At 70.8% G+C, this 16,634-nt stretch carries 17 protein-coding genes; 16 read left to right on the forward strand and 1 reads right to left on the reverse strand.

Going from position 1 to position 16,634, the window contains the following annotated elements:
* From H0523_RS11650 to H0523_RS11725, 16 genes are all read left to right on the forward strand, one after another.
* A partial coding sequence (locus H0523_RS11650) for a response regulator (RefSeq protein WP_257225110.1) occupies positions 1-1,255 on the forward strand: 1,255 nt, incomplete at its 5' end.
* Positions 1,256-1,270: 15 nt separating this feature from the next.
* The gene (locus tag H0523_RS11655; RefSeq protein ID WP_054428860.1) at positions 1,271-2,116 is read left to right on the forward strand and encodes a CheR family methyltransferase; all 846 of its coding nucleotides are present in this window, start codon (positions 1,271-1,273) and stop codon (positions 2,114-2,116) included.
* Entirely contained in the window at positions 2,113-2,724 is a 612-nt protein-coding gene (locus H0523_RS11660) for a chemotaxis protein CheB (protein WP_054428861.1), read from the forward strand. The genes H0523_RS11655 and H0523_RS11660 overlap by 4 nt, the downstream gene beginning before the upstream one ends.
* A 20-nt stretch (positions 2,725-2,744) precedes the next feature.
* Complete coding sequence (locus tag H0523_RS11665) at positions 2,745-3,881, forward strand: hybrid sensor histidine kinase/response regulator (RefSeq protein WP_054428862.1); 1,137 nt, start codon at positions 2,745-2,747, stop codon at positions 3,879-3,881.
* Between the two features lie 194 nt (positions 3,882-4,075).
* The gene (locus H0523_RS11670) at positions 4,076-4,621 is read left to right on the forward strand and encodes an RNA polymerase sigma factor (RefSeq protein WP_054428863.1); all 546 of its coding nucleotides are present in this window, start codon (positions 4,076-4,078) and stop codon (positions 4,619-4,621) included.
* Positions 4,618-5,289, forward strand: coding sequence for an anti-sigma factor (locus H0523_RS11675; RefSeq protein ID WP_054428864.1), 672 nt, complete (start codon positions 4,618-4,620; stop codon positions 5,287-5,289). Before H0523_RS11670 ends, H0523_RS11675 begins: the two co-directional genes overlap by 4 nt.
* Before the next feature lie 59 nt (positions 5,290-5,348).
* The gene (locus H0523_RS11680) at positions 5,349-6,248 is read left to right on the forward strand and encodes an alpha/beta hydrolase (protein WP_054428865.1); all 900 of its coding nucleotides are present in this window, start codon (positions 5,349-5,351) and stop codon (positions 6,246-6,248) included.
* 2 nt (positions 6,249-6,250) lie between these two features.
* Positions 6,251-7,015 (forward strand): hypothetical protein, encoded by a 765-nt coding sequence (locus H0523_RS11685; protein WP_054428866.1) that lies wholly within the window; start codon positions 6,251-6,253, stop codon positions 7,013-7,015.
* Between the two features lie 68 nt (positions 7,016-7,083).
* Complete coding sequence (locus H0523_RS11690) at positions 7,084-8,016, forward strand: acyl-CoA desaturase (RefSeq protein ID WP_054428867.1); 933 nt, start codon at positions 7,084-7,086, stop codon at positions 8,014-8,016.
* Between the two features lie 2 nt (positions 8,017-8,018).
* Positions 8,019-9,284, forward strand: a complete 1,266-nt coding sequence (locus H0523_RS11695) for an NAD(P)/FAD-dependent oxidoreductase (RefSeq protein WP_054428868.1) — start codon at positions 8,019-8,021, stop codon at positions 9,282-9,284.
* On the forward strand, positions 9,281-10,057 hold the full coding sequence (locus tag H0523_RS11700) for a DUF1365 domain-containing protein (RefSeq protein WP_054428869.1): 777 nt from the start codon (positions 9,281-9,283) through the stop codon (positions 10,055-10,057). Before H0523_RS11695 ends, H0523_RS11700 begins: the two co-directional genes overlap by 4 nt.
* A complete protein-coding gene (locus tag H0523_RS11705; RefSeq protein WP_054428870.1) occupies positions 10,054-11,328 on the forward strand; it encodes an SAM-dependent methyltransferase in 1,275 nt (424 codons plus the stop codon). The genes H0523_RS11700 and H0523_RS11705 overlap by 4 nt, the downstream gene beginning before the upstream one ends.
* On the forward strand, positions 11,328-11,840 hold the full coding sequence (locus tag H0523_RS11710; protein WP_054428871.1) for a DUF2878 domain-containing protein: 513 nt from the start codon (positions 11,328-11,330) through the stop codon (positions 11,838-11,840). The genes H0523_RS11705 and H0523_RS11710 overlap by 1 nt, the downstream gene beginning before the upstream one ends.
* A complete protein-coding gene (locus H0523_RS11715; RefSeq protein WP_054428872.1) occupies positions 11,837-12,604 on the forward strand; it encodes a DUF1295 domain-containing protein in 768 nt (255 codons plus the stop codon). The genes H0523_RS11710 and H0523_RS11715 overlap by 4 nt, the downstream gene beginning before the upstream one ends.
* 11 nt (positions 12,605-12,615) lie before the next feature.
* The gene (locus tag H0523_RS11720) at positions 12,616-13,698 is read left to right on the forward strand and encodes an SAM-dependent methyltransferase (protein ID WP_054428873.1); all 1,083 of its coding nucleotides are present in this window, start codon (positions 12,616-12,618) and stop codon (positions 13,696-13,698) included.
* Between the two features lie 10 nt (positions 13,699-13,708).
* Positions 13,709-14,224, forward strand: coding sequence for a lipocalin family protein (locus H0523_RS11725; RefSeq protein WP_054428874.1), 516 nt, complete (start codon positions 13,709-13,711; stop codon positions 14,222-14,224).
* 47 nt (positions 14,225-14,271) lie between these two features.
* Here H0523_RS11725 and H0523_RS11730 read toward each other — a convergent pair whose 3' ends face one another.
* Positions 14,272-16,545 carry a TonB-dependent receptor gene (locus H0523_RS11730; protein ID WP_054428875.1) on the reverse strand — a complete coding sequence of 758 codons (2,274 nt, stop codon included), beginning with the start codon at positions 16,543-16,545 and terminating at the stop codon, positions 14,272-14,274.
* Positions 16,546-16,634: the final 89 nt, after the last annotated feature.

A 16,634-nucleotide genomic window follows, 5' to 3' on the forward strand; every position in this document is an offset into this window, starting at 1 on the left:
CGCCGCGCCCGCCCCGGCGCCGGTGGCCGAGCCCGCCCAGCCGGAGCCGGAGCCGTCCCGCGACGCCGGCCGCACCATCCTGGTCATCGAGGACGATGAACGCTTTGCCGCCATCCTCGGCGACCTGGCGCGCGAGATGGGCTTCGGCTGCCTGGCCGCGCACACCGCCACCGACGGCCTGGCGCTGGCGGCGCAGCGCCGGCCCGACGCCATCGTGCTCGACATCAACCTGCCCGACTTCTCCGGCCTGGGCGTGCTGGACCAGCTCAAGCGCAATCCCCACACCCGCCACATCCCGGTGCACATTGTCTCGGTGGCCGACTACGCGCAGGAGGCCATGGGCCGCGGCGCCATCGGCTACGCGCTCAAGCCGGTCAAGCGCGAGGAACTGACGCAGGCGCTGCGGCGCCTGGAGGCCAAGTTCACCCAGAACGTGCGGCGCGTGCTGGTGGTGGAGGACGACGACCGCCAGCGCGAAAGCGTGCGCGAGCTGCTGGCGCGCGACGACGTCGAGATCGTGCCGGCCGCGACCGCCAGCGCCGCCCTCGACCTGCTGCGCGAGACCACCTTCGACTGCGTGGTCATGGACCTGAACCTGCCCGACATCAGCGGCTACGAGCTGCTGCGCGAGATGGCCGAACAGGAAAGCGTGTCGTTCCCGCCCGTGATCGTGTACACCGGCCGGGCGCTGTCGCGCGATGAAGAGCAGCAGCTGCGCCGCTTCTCCAAGTCGATCATCATCAAGGACGCGCGCTCGCCCGAGCGCCTGCTCGACGAGGTGACGCTGTTCCTGCACCAGGTCGAGGCCGACCTGCCGCCGCAGCAGCGCCAGATGCTGGAGCTGGCGCGCAGCCGCGACAGCACGCTGGAAGGCCGCACGGTGCTGGTGGTCGAGGACGACGTGCGCAACGTGTTCGCGCTGTCGAGCATCCTGGAGCCGACCGGCCTGCGGGTCGAGATCGCGCGCAACGGCCGCGAGGCCCTCGAAGCGCTGGATCGCGTCGGCGTGGACGGCCACCCGGCGATCGACCTGGTGCTGATGGACATCATGATGCCCGAGATGGACGGCTACACCGCCATGCGCGAGATCCGCACGCGGCCCGAGTGGCGCCGCCTGCCGATCATCGCGCTGACCGCCAAGGCCATGAAGGACGACCAGGAGAAATGCCTGGCCGCCGGCGCCAACGACTACATCGCCAAGCCGCTGGACGTGGAGCGGCTGCTGTCGCTGGTGCGCGTCTGGATGCGCAAGTAGCGCGGCCCCGCGACCATGCCCCAGTCCCCACCGAACAAGGCGCAGACCGACGATATCGAGCAGCGGCTGCTGCTCGACGCGATCTATCACCAGTACCACTACGATTTCCGCGCCTACGCGCAGGCCTCGCTCAAGCGGCGCCTGCAGAGCGCGCTGTCCCACTTCGGCTGCAAGACCCTGTCGCAGCTGCAGGACCGCGTGCTGCATGAGCCTTCGGTGTTCACCGGCCTGCTGCAATTCCTGACGGTGCAGGTCAGCGACATGTTCCGCGACCCCAGCTACTTCCGGGCGCTGCGCCGCGAAGTGGTGCCGATCCTGCGCACCTATCCCTCGATCAAGGTGTGGGTGGCCGGCTGCAGCGCCGGCGAAGAGGTCTATTCGCTCGCCATCCTGCTGCACGAGGAAGGCCTGCTGGACCGCGCCCTGATCTACGCGACCGACATCAACCCGCAGGCGCTGCGCGCGGCCGAACAGGGCGTGTTCGACCTGGAGCGGGTCGCCGCCTTCACCCGCAACCACGCCGAGTCCGGCGGCCACGGCTCGCTGTCCGACTACTACACCGCGCGCTACGGCCGCGTGGTGTTCGACAAGCAGCTGCGCGAACACATGGTGTTCTCCGACCACAGCCTGGCCACCGACAGCGTGTTCGCCGAGGTGCACCTGGTGTCGTGCCGCAACGTGCTTATCTATTTCGAGCGCGATCTGCAGAACCGCGCGCTGCGCCTGTTCCATGACGCGCTGGTGCATCGCGGCTTCATGGGCCTGGGCTCGCGCGAATCGGTGCGCTTTTCCGCCCAGGCCGACGGCTTCGACGACTTCGTGCTCGAAGACCGCATCTACCGCAAGAAGGCGGGCCTGTGAGCGCCCCGACGCCGGATCGCCGCGACGCGGCGGGCGCCTGGGACGCCATCGTCATCGGCGGCTCGTCGGGCGCCATCGAGGTCCTGAACCTGCTGCTGCCCGCCCTGCCGGCCGGCCTGCGCGCGGCCGTTATCGTGCTGCTGCACCTGCCGCGCGACCGCCGCAGCCTCTTGGTCGACATCTTCCGCGACCGCTGCGCGCTGCCGCTGTGCGAGGCCGAGGACCAACAGGCGATCCAGCCGGGACAGCTGTATTTCGCGCCGCCCGACTACCACCTGCTGGTCGACCACGGGCCGCGCCTGGCGCTGTCAATCGGCCCGCTGGTGCATTTCTCGCGGCCGTCGATCGACGTGCTGTTCCAATCCGCCGCCGACGGCTACGGCGAGCGGCTGCTGGGCATCCTGCTGTCGGGCGCCAATGAGGACGGCGCCGCCGGCCTGGCCGCGATCCACGCCGCCGGCGGCCGCGCCGTGGTCCAGGCGCCGGACACCGCCGCCGTGCGCGCCATGCCCGACGCCGCCCTGGCGCGCATCGACGCCCCCCTGGTCCTGGCGCCTGACGCCATCGCGGCGCTGCTGTCGCAATTGCCCGCGCAGCCGCGGCCCTGATCCCCCTACTCCAAGACACCATGCTATTGACACCTGCCAAACCCTCGGACGACCGCATCAAGTGCCTATTGGTCGACGATGTGCCCGAGAACCTGGTGGCGCTGGAGGCGCTGCTGGCGAGCGACCGGGTCGACGTGCTCAAGGCGCAGTCGGGCCCGCAGGCGCTGGAACTGCTGCTGAACCACCCAGACGTGGCGCTGGCGCTGCTCGACGTGCAGATGCCCGACATGAACGGCTTCGAGCTGGCCGAGCTGATCCGCGGCAGCGAACGCACCCGCCACATTCCGCTGATCTTCATCACCGCCGGCTCGCGCGAACAGAACTGGCAGTTCCGCGGCTACGAGAGCGGCGCGGTGGACTTCCTCTACAAGCCGGTCGACCCCTACATGCTGCGCAGCAAGGCGAACGTGTTCTTCGAGTTGCACGAACGCCGGCGCGCGCTGGCGCAGCAGCTGGAAGCGCGCACCGAGGCCCTGCGGGTCAACGACATGTTCATGGCCGTGCTCAGCCACGACCTGCGCACACCGCTGCAGGCCGTCATCATGGGCGCCTCGATGCTGGAGCGCCAGGGCGGCGACGCGCGCGTGGTCAGCCTGGCGCAACGCATGCTGCAAAGCGGCGAGCGCATGAAGCACCTGATCGAGGACCTGCTCGACGTGACGCGCATCCGCCAGGCGGGCGGCCTGGCCCTGGCGCCCGCGCGCATCAGCATGGAAACGCTGGTCAGCCGCACGCTGGATGAATTGCGCACCGGCTTCGCCGACCGCCAGATCGAGGCCGAATGCCACGGCGACCCGGTCGGCGACTGGGACGGCGAGCGCATCGCGCAGGTGCTGGCCAATCTGCTCGGCAACGCCCTGCACCACGGCGCCCGCGACGTCCCGGTGCGGGTCGAGGTGGACGGCTCCGCCGCCGATCGGGTGGTGGTCACGGTCAGCAACGGCGGCAGCATTCCCGCGGAACTGCTGCCGCAGCTGTTCAACCCGTTCCGCAGCGGCGCGCGGCCGGCCGGGGGCCATCGCGGCCTGGGCCTGGGGCTGTTCATCGCGCAGCAGGTGGCGCAATCGCATGGCGGCCGCATCAGCGCCGAATCGCGCGACGCCATCACCCGCTTCCGCGTGGCGCTGCCACGGCAGGCGTCGACCGCTCAGGGTTGAGGCCCGGCCCCGCGCCCCATGAGCCCCGCGCGCCCGGGCCAAGGCGGCGCGCATCGCCGGATCGGGGACCTGGACCGCGCAACGACGCCGGAGTTTTCGGTAGTATGTCGCCATGGTGCCGCGGCGCGTTCCCGCCGCCGCCCCCCTCCCGCGCATTCTGCGGCCGCACGCCAATGTGACCCCGGATATTCGTCATGCCCGACCCGATACGTCTGCAGGCCTTGATACAGGATTGCGCGCGCGGCCAGGAATCCGCGCTGGCCGAACTCTATCGCCAAACGTCCCCGCATCTGTTTGCCCTCGCCGTCCGTATATTGCGACGAAGCGACTGGGCGGAAGAAGTCCTCCAGGACAGCTTCATCAATATCTGGCGCAACGCCGCCCGCTATTCTTCGGAACAGAGCCAAGTCATGACCTGGATGACCCGCATCGTGCGCAACCGCTGTATCGACCTGCTGCGCAGGCCGGACCTGGAGCGCCCGGACGCCGACGGCGAACTGACGCTGGCCTGGGCGGATGACGCGCCCGGCCCCTTCGAGCGCCTGCAGACCGACCAGGACGCCCGGCGCCTGGCCGACTGCCTCAAACAGCTGGAAGGCCAGCAGCGCGCGGCCATCGCGCTGTCCTTCTTCGATGACCTGAGCCACAGCGAGATCGCCCGGCGCCTGCAGGCGCCGCTGGGCACGATCAAGAGCTGGGTGCGGCGGGGCATGGAACGGCTCAAGAGGTGCCTGTCATGAACTACCGCGATCCGCAATTGCGCGCCCGGCTGGCGGCCGACTATGTCTCGGGCGCCATGCGCGGCGGCGCCCGCCGCCGCTTCGAGGGCCTGATGGCCGCCGATGCCAACCTGCGCCGGCAGGTGCGGGGCTGGGAAGACGACATCTACCCCCTGCTCTGGTCGCTGCCGGGCAGGACGCCGCCTGGCCGCGTCTGGCGCGCCATCGAATCGCGCCTGCGCCCCGGCGCCGCCCCCTGGTGGCGCGGCCTGGCGTTCTGGCGCATCGCCAGCGGCGCGCTGGCCGCCCTGCTGGTGGCCGGCGTCGTCATCTACCCCATGCAGGTGGACCGCGCCGCCCGCGCGCAGCTGATGGCCGTGCTGCAAAGCCCCGAGGCGCAGGCCATGCTGGTGGTGCGCGCCGATGAAGCCGGCGGCCTGCGCATCCAGGCGCTGCAGAACCTGGCCACGCGCGCCGGCGACAAGGCGCTGGAACTCTGGGCCATCCCGCCCGGCCAGGCGCCGCAGTCGGTCGGGCTGGTGTCGCCCGAGGGCCTGACGGCGCTGCGCCGCGCCCAGGGCCTGGCCGGCGTGCAGCAACTGGCCATCACGCTGGAACCGCCGGGCGGCTCGCCCACCGGCGCGCCCACCGGACCGGTCATCATGAGCGGCGACGTGCTCAGGATCTGACCCGCATCCAACCCGGGCCCCGGCCCGTATAGAGGGGTGTCCCCGTTGCGGAGCACCCCATGTCTTCCTGGATCGGCCCGGGCCCGCGCGGCCTGCTGGAGATGCTGCTGGCGGCCGGCCTGGCGCTGTGCCTGCTGGCCGCCTGTTCGCCCCTGACCCTGCTCAACGGCGCGGTGCCCGACGGCGCCAGCCGCGCCACATCCGGGCTGGCCTATGGCCCGCTGCCGCGCCAGCGCCTGGACATCCACGCCCCGCTGAACGCCGCCGGCGCGCCGGTGGTGGTGTTCTTCTACGGCGGCAGCTGGCGCAGCGGCGAACGCGCCGACTACCGCTTTGCCGGCGACGCGCTGGCCTCGCGCGGCATCATTGCCGTCATCGCCGACTACCGCCTCTACCCCGAGGTCGCCTATCCCGAATTCCTGCGGGACGCCGCGCTGGCGGTGGCCTGGATTCAGCGGCATATCGGCGCCTATGGCGGCGACCCGGGCCGGCTGTTCGTGGCCGGCCACAGCGCCGGCGGCTATATCGCCGCCATGCTGGCGCTGGACCCGCGCTGGCTGCGGGATGCCGGCTCCGCGCCTGGCACGCTGGCCGGCTGGATCGGCCTGGCCGGCCCCTACGACTTCCTGCCGATCACCGCGCGCGACGTGCGACCGGTCTTCCTGTTCCCCGACACGCCGGCCGATTCGCAGCCCATCCGCCACGCCAGCGCCGCGGCCCCGCCGGGCCTGCTGTTGACCGGCGCCGCCGACACCGAGGTGGACCCGCAACGCAACAGCGCCGCCCTGGCGCGCACCCTGCGCGCCGCGGGGGCCTGCGCGCGCCTGGTCGAGTACCCCGGCCTCGGCCACAAGCTGCTGGTCGGCGCGCTGGCGCGGCCCCTGCGCTGGCGCGCGCCGGTGCTGGACGACATCGCCGCCTTCGTGGCCCGCCCCTGCGCGCCCTCTCCAGGAGAATGACCATGCGCCCCGACCTGCCGCTGGCTCTGCTGCTTGCCCTGATCCTGCCGCTGGCACCGCTGGGCGCCCAGGCGGCCAACGAACATTACCTGGGCTACGCCTATGCCGCGCACGGCGGCGCCGAGCGCTACCGCGAGGAGCACTGGGTCGTCAGGGACGGCGCGCGGCAGACCCGGCTGGTGCTGTACCGCTGTCCGGACGGCGCCGCCTTCGCGCGCAAATGGGTGCGGGGCGGCGTCGACGATCCCGCGCCCGATTTCGCGCTGTTTGACCAGCGCGACGGCTACCGCGAAGGCGTCAGCAGCCGCGGCGCCGAGCGCCACGCCTACGTGCAGGCGCGCGCCAGCGCCACCACGCGCAGCCAGGCGCTGCCGCCGGCCGAGGATGCCGTGATCGACGCCGGCTTCGACGCGTGGCTGCGCGCGCACTGGGATCCGCCCGCCACGCCCTTGCGGTTCCTGGTGCCCAGCCGGCTGGCCCTGATGCCGCTGGAGGTCCAGGCGCGCGATGTGCCCGGACAGCGCGAGCGCGTGTTCCGGCTGCGGCTGGATGCCTGGTACGGCTTCGCCGCGCCCCCGCTGCGCGTGACCTACGACCGCGACAGCCGGCGCCTGCGCCGCTTCGAGGGCCCCAGCAACCTGCGCGACGGCAACGGCGGCACCCAGACCGTGCGGATCGAGTTCCCCGCCGACGCCGAACTGGCCCCGCCCACGCAACAGGACATGGACGCCGCCGCGGCCACGCCGTTGACGGGGCGTTGCGACTAAGGGTTTTCACTAGCGCATCCAGCCGGCGCGCCCGCCCGTATATCCCCGCAAGCCTCGAACAGGACACGATGATGCGCCCCGAACTCTCTCGCTGGACCGCCTCGATGCGCCGCTGGGTCGATACCCAGGCGGCGAGCGCGTCCGACGGCCCGCCCGACCGCATCGACTGGACCCGCGCCCTGCCCTTCGCGCTGCTGCACGCGGGCTGCCTGGGGGTGATAGCGACCGGCGTGTCGCCGGTGGCGCTGGCCGTGGCGGCGGCGCTCTACGTCCTGCGCATGTTCGCCCTGACCGGCTTCTACCACCGCTATTTCTCGCATCGCACCTTCCGCACCTCGCGCGCCATGCAGCTGGTCTTCGCCATCCTCGGCGCCTCCTGCGCCCAGCGCGGTCCCCTGTGGTGGGCGGCGCACCACCGCCACCATCATCGCCACGCCGACGACGACCAGGACCTGCACTCGCCCGCCCGCCACGGATTCTGGTGGAGCCACATGGGGTGGTTCCTGACGCCGCGCGCCTTCGCCACCGACCTGGCGCGCGTGCCGGACCTGCGCCGCTACCGCGAACTGCGCTGGCTCGACCGCTTCGACGCCGCCGTGCCCATCGCGCTGGCGCTGCTGTGCTACGCCCTGGGCGCCGCGCTCGAACGCCTCGCCCCCGGCCTGGGCACCAGCGGACCGCAGATGCTGGTGTGGGGCTTCTTCATCTCGACGGTGGCGCTGTTCCACGCCACCGTCACCATCAATTCGCTGGCGCATCGCTACGGCAAGCGCCGCTACGACACCGCCGACGACAGCCGCAACAACGCCTGGCTGGCGCTGCTGACCTTCGGCGAAGGCTGGCACAACAACCACCATTTCTATCCCGGCTCGGCGCGCCAGGGCTTTCGCGCCCGCGAAATCGACCTGACCTGGTACGGGCTGCGCCTGCTGGCGGCCGCCGGCCTGATCTGGGACCTGAAACCCGTGCCGGCCTGGGTGCTGGCGCGCGCCAAGGAATGACCATGCGCATCGCCATCATCGGTTCGGGCATCGCGGGGCTGGTCTGCGCCTGGAAGCTGGGCCGGGACCATGATGTGACGCTGTACGAGGCCAATGACTACCTGGGCGGCCACACGCACACCCACGACGTCGAGCAGGACGGCCAGCGCTACGCGGTCGACAGCGGTTTCATCGTGCACAACCCGGTCAACTACCCGCATTTCACGGCCATGCTCGACGAGCTGGGCGTGTGCTCGCAGCCCACCACCATGAGCTTCTCGGTGCACCAGGAGGCCAGCCGCCTGGAATACAACGCGACTTCGCTCGACACCCTGTTCTGCCAGCGCCGCAACCTGCTGTCGCCGCGCTTCCTGGGCATGGTGCGCGACCTGCTGCGCTTCTACCGCGAGGCGCCGGCGCTGCTGGCCGGCGACGAGCCCGGCCCGACGCTGGGCGAGTACCTGGCACGGCACCGCTACGGCCAGGCGTTCCAGGCCGACCACCTGATCCCGATGGCGTCGGCGCTGTGGTCCTCGCCCGCCGCGCGCATCCTGGAATTCCCGGCTCGCTACCTGGTGCAGTTCATGGCCAACCACCAGATGCTGCAGGTCGACCCGCGGCCCCAATGGCGCGTGGTGCAGGGCGGGTCCAGCCGCTACATCCGCGCCCTGCGCGAGCGCTGGAACGTGCGGGTGCGCCTGAACTGCCCGGTGTACCAGGTCACGCGCCAGGCCGACGGCGTCACCCTGGCCTCGTGCGAGGGCCGGCCGCGCTACGACCAGGTGGTGTTCGCCTGCCACAGCGACCAGGCCCTGAAACTGCTGGCCGCGCCCAGCGCGGCCGAGCGCGAGGTGCTCGGCGCGATCACCTATCAGCACAACGACGTCGTGCTGCACACGGATGCGCGCTTGCTGCCGCGCCACCGCAAGGCCTGGGCGGCGTGGAATGCCTACGTGCCGGCCGATCCCTCGGCGCCGTGCTCGGTCAGCTACTGCATGAACCTGCTGCAGGGCCTGCAATCGCGCCGGCCGTTCATCGTCACGCTCAATCGCGGCGACGCCATCGATCCGGCGCGGGTGCTGGCCCGCATGCGCTACCACCACCCGGTCTACACGCTGGCGTCGGTGGCCGCCCAGGCGCGCCGCGACGAGATCTCCGGCCGCCAGCGCTGCTGGTACGCGGGCGCCTACTGGGGCTGGGGCTTTCACGAAGACGGCGTGGCCAGCGCGTTGGACGTGGTGCGCGGCATCCAGTCGCGCGCCGCGGCGCTCTCGGCGGAGGCCGCATGAACGGCCACAGCGCCCTGTACGAAGGCCGCGTGACGCACCGGCGCCACGTGCCGCATGCGCACGGCTTCAGCTACCGCATGGCGCAGCTCTATCTGGACCTGGACGAGGTCGACCAGGTGTTCAAGGACCGCTGGCTGTGGTCGGTGGACCGGCCCAACCTGGCCGAATGGCGCCGCCGCGATTATCTCGACGGCGATGCCGGACTGCCGCTGGCGCAGGCCGTGCGGGCGCGGCTGCGGGCCGACCTGGGCGAAGCGCCGGCCGGACCGATCCGGCTGCTGGCCCATCCGCGCTACGCCGGCTATGTCTTCAACCCGGTCAGCTTCTACTACTGCTACGAAGCCGACGGCGTGACCCTGGCCGCCATCCTGGCCGAGATCACCAACACGCCGTGGAAGCAGCGCCATTGCATCGTCCTGCCGGTCGAGAGCGCCGACCGCCGCGGCGACGCCATGGCCTGGCGCTTCGACAAGCGCTTCCACGTCTCGCCCTTCATGCCGATGGACTGCGTCTATGACTGGCGCTTCAACGCGCCGGGCGAGGACCTGCGGGTGCATATGCGGGTCAACCGCCAGGGCCAGCCGCAATTCGACGCCCGCCTGCACCTGCAACGCCGCGCACTCGACGGCGCGGCGCTGGCGCGCCTGCTGTGGCGCTTTCCCCTGATGACTCTGCAGGTCATCGGCGGCATCCACTGGCAGGCCTTGCGCCTCTGGCTCAAACGCAACCCGATCCACGACCATCCCGGCACGCCCGACGGAGAACCGCAATGAAAGCCATGACGCCATCCGAACAGGCCGCCATCGCGGCGACCCGCCCGCCCGGCGCGCTGGAGCGCCTGCTGCGCAAGCGCCTGTTCGCCAGCCTCTCGACGCTGACCGGCGGCCGGCTGGCGATCGAGGACAGCCTGGGCAGCGCCACGCTCGGCCAGGGCGAGCCGGTGGTGCGCCTGACCATCCGCGACATGGCCTTCTACCGCCTGGTGGCCACGCAGGGCAGCGTCGGCGCGGGCGAGGCGTATGGCGACGGCATGTGGACCTGCGACGATCTGGTCGCCCTGGTGCGCCTGCTGGTGCGCAACCGCGACACGCTGGACGGCATGGAATCCGGGCTGGCGCGCGTGGCCGGCTGGTTGCTCAGGCGCTGGCATGCCGGCAACCGCAACACCCACGAAGGCAGCCGCCGCAACATCGCCGCGCACTACGACCTCGGCAACGATTTCTTCTCGCTGTTCCTGTCGCCCGACCTGATGTATTCATCGGCCCTGTGGGCCGGCGCCGACGACACGCTGGAAGAGGCGTCGCGGCGCAAGCTCGACACCATCTGCCGCAAGCTCGAACTCGGCCCGCGCGACCGCGTGGTCGAGATCGGCAGCGGCTGGGGCGGTTTCGCCATCCATGCCGCGCGCCACTACGGCTGCCACGTCACCACCGCCACCATCTCGCGCGAACAGCACGCCCTGGCGCTGGCGCGGGTGCGCGCCGCCGGCCTGGACGATCGCGTCAGCGTGGTGCTGCAGGACTACCGCGACCTGCAGGGCCGCTACGACAAGCTGGTGTCGATCGAGATGATCGAGGCCATCGGCGCGCAATACCTCGAGACCTATTTCGCCAAGGTCACCGACCTGCTCGCGCCGCACGGCCGCGCATTGATCCAGGCCATCACCATCGAGGACCACCGCTACCAGCAGGCGCTGGGCGAAGTGGATTTCATCAAGCGCCACATCTTCCCCGGCAGCTTCATCCCCTCGATCGAGGCGATGCTGCGCGCCAAGACGCGCGCCAGCGACCTGGCCCTGGTGCACCTGGAGGACTTCGGCCTGTCGTACGCGCGCACCCTGCAAGCCTGGCGCCAGCGCTTCCTGGCGCACCTGCCCGAAGTGCGGGGACAGGGCTTCGACAGCCGCTTCTGCCGCCTGTGGGAGTTCTACCTGGCGTACTGCGAAGGCGGCTTCCGCGAACGCTCCATCGGCGTCTCGCATCTGTTGCTGACCCACCCCGGCGCCCGCGGCACGGGCGAACGCTGGGTCCAGGCGGGTGTGTGATGCGCTTCTGGGCCAACCTGCTCGGCTACCAGCTGGTCTGGTTCAGCGCCGTCATCGGCGCCGGCCGCGGCCTGGCCTGGCCGGGCGTGGCCTCGGCCCTGGTCTTCATTGCCGCGCAACTGGCCTGCTCGGTCACGTGGCGCGCCGACCTGAAGCTGGCCGCCGCCGCGCTGCTGTGCGGCTGCCTGCTCGATGGCGCGCTGTCGGCGCTGGGCTGGTCGGTCTACGCCGCCGATGCCTGGCCCGCGCCGCGCTGGATCCTGGCGCTGTGGGCGGCCTTCGCCCTGACGCTGAATCATTCGCTGGCCTACCTGCGGCCGCGCCGCTGGCTGGCCTGCGGGTTCGGCGCCATCGGCGGGCCATTGGCCTACTGGGGCGCCGCGCGCGGCTGGCAGGCGGTGCAGTTCGACGCGCCCGCCTGGCGCGCCGTTGCCGCGCTGGCGCTGGGCTGGGGCCTGATCCTGCCCGCGCTGACCCGCTGGGCGCAGCGCTGGACGCGGGAGGCCGCATGAATCCCCTGTCGCAATGGCTGATCATCGCCGTCGTCATGGTCATCGCCATGGCGCTGGCCTGGGCCTGGCAACGCCGCCACGCCAACGCGGGCATCGTCGACGTGGTCTGGGCCGCCGGCATGGGCGCCAGCGCCCTGCTGGCCGCCGCCACCGGCCAGGGCGACTGGGCGCCCCGGGCCTGCCTGGCCGTGATGGCCGGCGTCTGGTCGCTGCGGCTGGCCTGGCATCTGTGGCGGCGGGTCCGGCAAGGCGAGGACGGCCGCTACCGCGCGCTGCGCGAACACTGGGGCGGTCATCAGGGCAAGTTCTTCGGCCTGTTCATGTTCCAGGCCGGGCTGGTGATGCTGTTCAGCCTGCCTTTCCTGGCGGTGGGCACGAGCGCCGCGCGCGGCCTGCCCGTCGCGCTGGGCCTGGCGATCTGGCTGGCGGCGCTGGCCGGTGAAGTCATCGCCGACCGCCAGCTCGACCGCTTCCGCGACGATCCGGCCCATCGCGGCCAGACCTGCCGCGACGGCCTGTGGCGCTACTCGCGCCATCCCAACTATTTCTTCGAATGGTGCCATTGGTTCGCCTACGTCGCGCTGGCCTGGGGCTCGCCCCTGGCCTGGCTGGCGTGGCTGGGCCCCGTGCTGATGTACGTCTTCCTGCGCTGGATCAGCGGCATCCCCTTCACCGAGCAACAGGCCCTGCGCACGCGCGGCGACGACTACCGCGCGTACCAGCGCCGCACCTCGGCCTTCTTCCCGTGGTTCCCCAAATCCTGACGAGGCCCGCCATGACGACCGCCAGCCTGCACGACCTTCCGCTTGCCGCCGACCGCCCCGCGCCCGGCCTGCTTGGCCTGGCCGAACGCGGCCTGGTGCCCGACGCGCTGCTGCGCCTGGGCATCCGCCGCCTGTGCGCCGAACGCCTGGCCGCCGAATACGCCGGCGGCATCGACGCCTGGACGGCGCGCAACCAGGACCTGATCGCGCGCCTGCGCGCCAGCGCGGTGGCCATCCACACCGACGCCGCCAACGCCCAGCACTACGAACTGCCGACCACGTTCTTCCAGCTCTGCCTGGGCGCCCGCATGAAGTATTCCGGCTGCCTGTATCCGACCGGCGCCGAGACCCTGGACCAGGCCGAGGCCGCCATGCTGCGCCTGTACGGCGAACGCGCCGAGCTGACCGACGGCCAGGACATCCTGGAACTGGGCTGCGGCTGGGGCTCGCTGACCCTGTGGATGGCCGAACACTATCCCAACGCCCGCATCACCGCCGTGTCCAACTCGGCCACCCAGCGCCAGCACATCGAAGCGCGCTGCCGCGAACGCGGCTGGGCGCACGTGCGCGTCATCACCTGCGACGTGAACACGCTGGCGTTGCCGGCGGCCGCCTACGACCGCTGCGTCTCGGTGGAGATGTTCGAACACATGCGCAATTACCAGGACCTGCTGGCGCGCATCGGCCAATGGCTGCGCCCCGGCGGCAAGCTGTTCGTGCACATCTTCGCGCACCGCGAGCGCGCCTATCCGTTCGAGACCGAAGGCGCCGGCAACTGGATGGGACGCCACTTCTTCACCGGCGGCATCATGCCGGCGGCCGACACGCTGCTGCACTTCCAGCGCGACCTGCAATTGCAGGAAAAGTGGTTTCTCGACGGCACGCACTACGCGCGCACGGCCAACCACTGGCTGGCCAACCAGGACGCCCGCGCCGCGCAGGCCCGGGCGGTGCTGGCGCAGGCCTATGGCCCGCAGCTGGCGCCGTTGTGGCACCAGCGCTGGCGCATGTTCTGGATGGCCTGCGCCGAGCTGTTCGGCTACGACGACGGCCAGCAATGGGGCGTGGCCCACTACCGCTTCACGCGCCCCTGAGGAGACCGCCATGTTGCGCGCCCTGTGTATCGCCGCGATGGGCCTGCTGGCGGGCTGCGCCGGGCCCGCGCCCATGCCGCCCGTGGCCCATGTCGACCTGCCGCGCTTCATGGGCGACTGGTACGTCATCGCGCACATCCCCAGCTGGCCCGAGCGCAACGCCTACGACGCGGTCGAAAGCTACCGGCCGCTGCCCGATGGCCGCATCCAGACCGACTTCCGCTACCGCAAGGGCAGCTTCGACGCCGAGGTGAGCACCATGCACCCGGTGGCCACGGTGCGGCCGGACACCGGCAACGCGGTCTGGGGCATGCAGTTCATCTGGCCGATCCAGGCGGAATACGTCATCGCCTACCTGGACGACGCCTACCAGACCACCATCATCGGCCGCTCCAAGCGCGACTACGTGTGGATCATGGCGCGCGTTCCCTGCCTGAGCGATGACGCCTACGCGCAGCTGGCCGAGCGCGTCGCGGCGCTGGGCTACACGGAACCGCTGCGCAAGGTGCCGCAGCGCTGCCAATAGGCGAGACCGGCCCGCGACGCCGCCAAGGGGCCGGCGGCTTGCCATCGTCAGAAGTCCATCGACGCCGACAGCATGAAGGTGCGCGGCGCGCCCAGCGCCAGGCTCGACAGCTGCGGCATGCCCCAATACGCCTTGTTGGTCAGGTTGTTGACGCTGGCCCGCAGGACCAGCGGACGGTCGACCACCCTGGTGGCGTAGCGCGCGCCGACGTCATAGGTGGTGCGGCCGGCCACCGACAGCGAATTGTCGGCGCTGATGTACTGCTTGGACACCGCGGTCGCGTTGGCGGTCAGCGTCAGCCCCTGCACGGCCGGCACATCCCACTCGATGCCCAGCTTGCCCTGCAGCTTGGGCACGCCGGTCGCCTGCCTGCCCTCGTTGACGGCCAGCGCGGCCTTGGTGACCTTCGGGTCGATGTACGCCACGCCGCCCATCAGGCGCACGCCGCGCAGCGGTTCGCCGAAGAAGCCCCATTCCACGCCCCGGTTGCGCTGTTCGCCGCCGAACGAAAACACGTTGGTGACGGGATTGGTGTAGCTGCTCGGCCGCGTGATCTCGAACACGCTCAAGGTATGGGTGAAGTCACCGAAGTCGACCTTGATGCCAGCCTCCTTCTGCTTGGTCTTGTACGGCGCGAACAGCTCGCCGGCGTTGGCGGCGGTGACCGGCGCCGTCTGCCCCTTGCTCAGTCCCTCGATGTAGTTGGCGTACAGCGAGACATTGTCGGTGGCCTTGAACAGGATCGCCGCCGCGGGCGTGGTGGCGCTGGCGTCATAGCGGCTGGTGCGCGCGCCCGTGGCCACATTGAAGGTATCCGAACGCACCTCCTGGCGGCGCGCGCCCAGCGTCAGCTGCACCCGGTCCTCGGCGAACGACAACGTGTCCGCCAGGCCGTAGCTGATCAGGCGCGTCTCGGTATGCAGGATCGCCGGCCAGACGCCATCGACCTCCGGCCCCCAGACCGGCTTGTAGATGTTGGTGGTCCAGTCCGCGCCCGGCACCGAGCGGCGGCCGTAGTCGCGTTCGGTATCGGTGTAGTAGGTGGTGTTCAGCACCCACTGGTGCTTGATGCCGCCCGTCTGCAGCTTGCCCTTGACCCCAGCCTCCCCGGTGGTCTTCCTGATGTGCATGTTCAATTGGCCGATGGTGGTGCGCAGGTCGCCCGCGGCATTGAGCACCTGAGCGGAGATGGCGCCGTTGTAGGTGTACTCGGACCGGCTGGTGCCGACCGCGGCGTACGCCATCAGGTTGTCGCTCAGGTCGACTTCGCCGCGCACCATGGCGCCGCGATCGCGGTTGTGCACATACGCCCAGTCCGGGTTCAGCAAGGTGTCGGCCTTGGGCGGCCTGGGCACGGCCACGCCGGGCGCCAGGTTGATGCCGCGGGTCACGCCGTCCACGCGCTCGTCGCTGTCGTACAGATCCGCCGACACGCGCACGCGCTCGCTGCGCCAGTCCAGCCCCACGGCGGCCAGTTGCGCCTTCTTGTCCTGGTCCTTGATCGCGCCGGCGCCATCGCGATAGACGCCGTTGAAGCGGATGCCGAACTGCTTGTCCTCGCCGAAGCGGCGTCCCATGTCCAGGTGGCCGCCGAACTGCGCGTCCGACATGTAGGTCGCGGTCAGGCGCGTCAACGGCTCATCGCCGGCGCGCTTGGGCACCAGGTTGACGGTGCCGCCCACCGAGCCGCCCGGCGGCATGCCGTTGAGCAGGGCCGACGGCCCCTTCAGCACCTCGATGCGCTCGAACATTTCCGGCGTGGTGCGGTAGTACGGCGCCATGCCGAACAGTCCGCCGAAGGAGATGTCGGTGGTGCTGGAGCTGAAGCCGCGGATCGAGTAGTTCTCGCTCCAGGCGCCGGTGACGCCGTTGCTGAACACCGACGGGTCGGTGCGGGCGATCACGTCGGTGATGTCCTGGGCCTGCAGGTCCTGGATGTACTTGTCGGTATAGCTGATGACCGAGAACGGCGTGCTCATGAAGTCCCGCTCGCCCAGGAAGCCGGCGCGGCCGCCGTACGTGACCTGGCCGCCGGCATAGGGCGCGGCGGGCTCCTCGGACTGGCCCGTGACGCGTACCGCCGGCAGCGTCTTGACCCCGGCGCCGGACTCGCCCGCTGGCGCCTGCGTCGCCGTTTCGCTGGTTCGGGCGCGGCCATCGACGGCCTCCTGGGCCAGCGCGGCAGGGGCCGCGGCCAGGGCGGCGCCGGCCGTCAGGCCGAACAGGGCCGCGGTCAGGACATTGAAGGGAAAGACGGTCCTGGCATTCGCGGCGTGCGATGAAGGACGTGCGACGCGGCCGCTATGGCGACGTTTGCTCATGGGATGCTCCGTTCGGTTGAGCGTGGGTTGGCCTTCATCGGTTTTCTGCACTGCGAATGAAAACAATGAAGCGAATGGGAATCGTTAAT

Origin of the sequence: Achromobacter insuavis, assembly GCF_902859645.1 — a bacterium.
In the GTDB taxonomy this organism is placed as follows: domain Bacteria; phylum Pseudomonadota; class Gammaproteobacteria; order Burkholderiales; family Burkholderiaceae_B; genus Achromobacter; species Achromobacter insuavis.

Bases quoted from the DNA above. Each gene is read 5' to 3' on its own strand.
- H0523_RS11655 (WP_054428860.1), top strand. From the start codon at position 1,271: ATGCCCCAGTCCCCACCGAACAAGGCGCAGACCGACGATATCGAGCAG.
- H0523_RS11665 (WP_054428862.1), top strand. From the start codon at position 2,745: ATGCTATTGACACCTGCCAAACCCTCGGACGACCGCATCAAGTGCCTA.
- H0523_RS11670 (WP_054428863.1), top strand. From the start codon at position 4,076: ATGCCCGACCCGATACGTCTGCAGGCCTTGATACAGGATTGCGCGCGC.
- H0523_RS11675 (WP_054428864.1), top strand. From the start codon at position 4,618: ATGAACTACCGCGATCCGCAATTGCGCGCCCGGCTGGCGGCCGACTAT.
- H0523_RS11680 (WP_054428865.1), top strand. From the start codon at position 5,349: ATGTCTTCCTGGATCGGCCCGGGCCCGCGCGGCCTGCTGGAGATGCTG.
- H0523_RS11685 (WP_054428866.1), top strand. From the start codon at position 6,251: ATGCGCCCCGACCTGCCGCTGGCTCTGCTGCTTGCCCTGATCCTGCCG.
- H0523_RS11690 (WP_054428867.1), top strand. From the start codon at position 7,084: ATGATGCGCCCCGAACTCTCTCGCTGGACCGCCTCGATGCGCCGCTGG.
- H0523_RS11695 (WP_054428868.1), top strand. From the start codon at position 8,019: ATGCGCATCGCCATCATCGGTTCGGGCATCGCGGGGCTGGTCTGCGCC.
- H0523_RS11700 (WP_054428869.1), top strand. From the start codon at position 9,281: ATGAACGGCCACAGCGCCCTGTACGAAGGCCGCGTGACGCACCGGCGC.
- H0523_RS11705 (WP_054428870.1), top strand. From the start codon at position 10,054: ATGAAAGCCATGACGCCATCCGAACAGGCCGCCATCGCGGCGACCCGC.
- H0523_RS11710 (WP_054428871.1), top strand. From the start codon at position 11,328: ATGCGCTTCTGGGCCAACCTGCTCGGCTACCAGCTGGTCTGGTTCAGC.
- H0523_RS11715 (WP_054428872.1), top strand. From the start codon at position 11,837: ATGAATCCCCTGTCGCAATGGCTGATCATCGCCGTCGTCATGGTCATC.
- H0523_RS11720 (WP_054428873.1), top strand. From the start codon at position 12,616: ATGACGACCGCCAGCCTGCACGACCTTCCGCTTGCCGCCGACCGCCCC.
- H0523_RS11725 (WP_054428874.1), top strand. From the start codon at position 13,709: ATGTTGCGCGCCCTGTGTATCGCCGCGATGGGCCTGCTGGCGGGCTGC.
- H0523_RS11730 (WP_054428875.1), bottom strand. From the start codon at position 16,545: ATGAGCAAACGTCGCCATAGCGGCCGCGTCGCACGTCCTTCATCGCAC.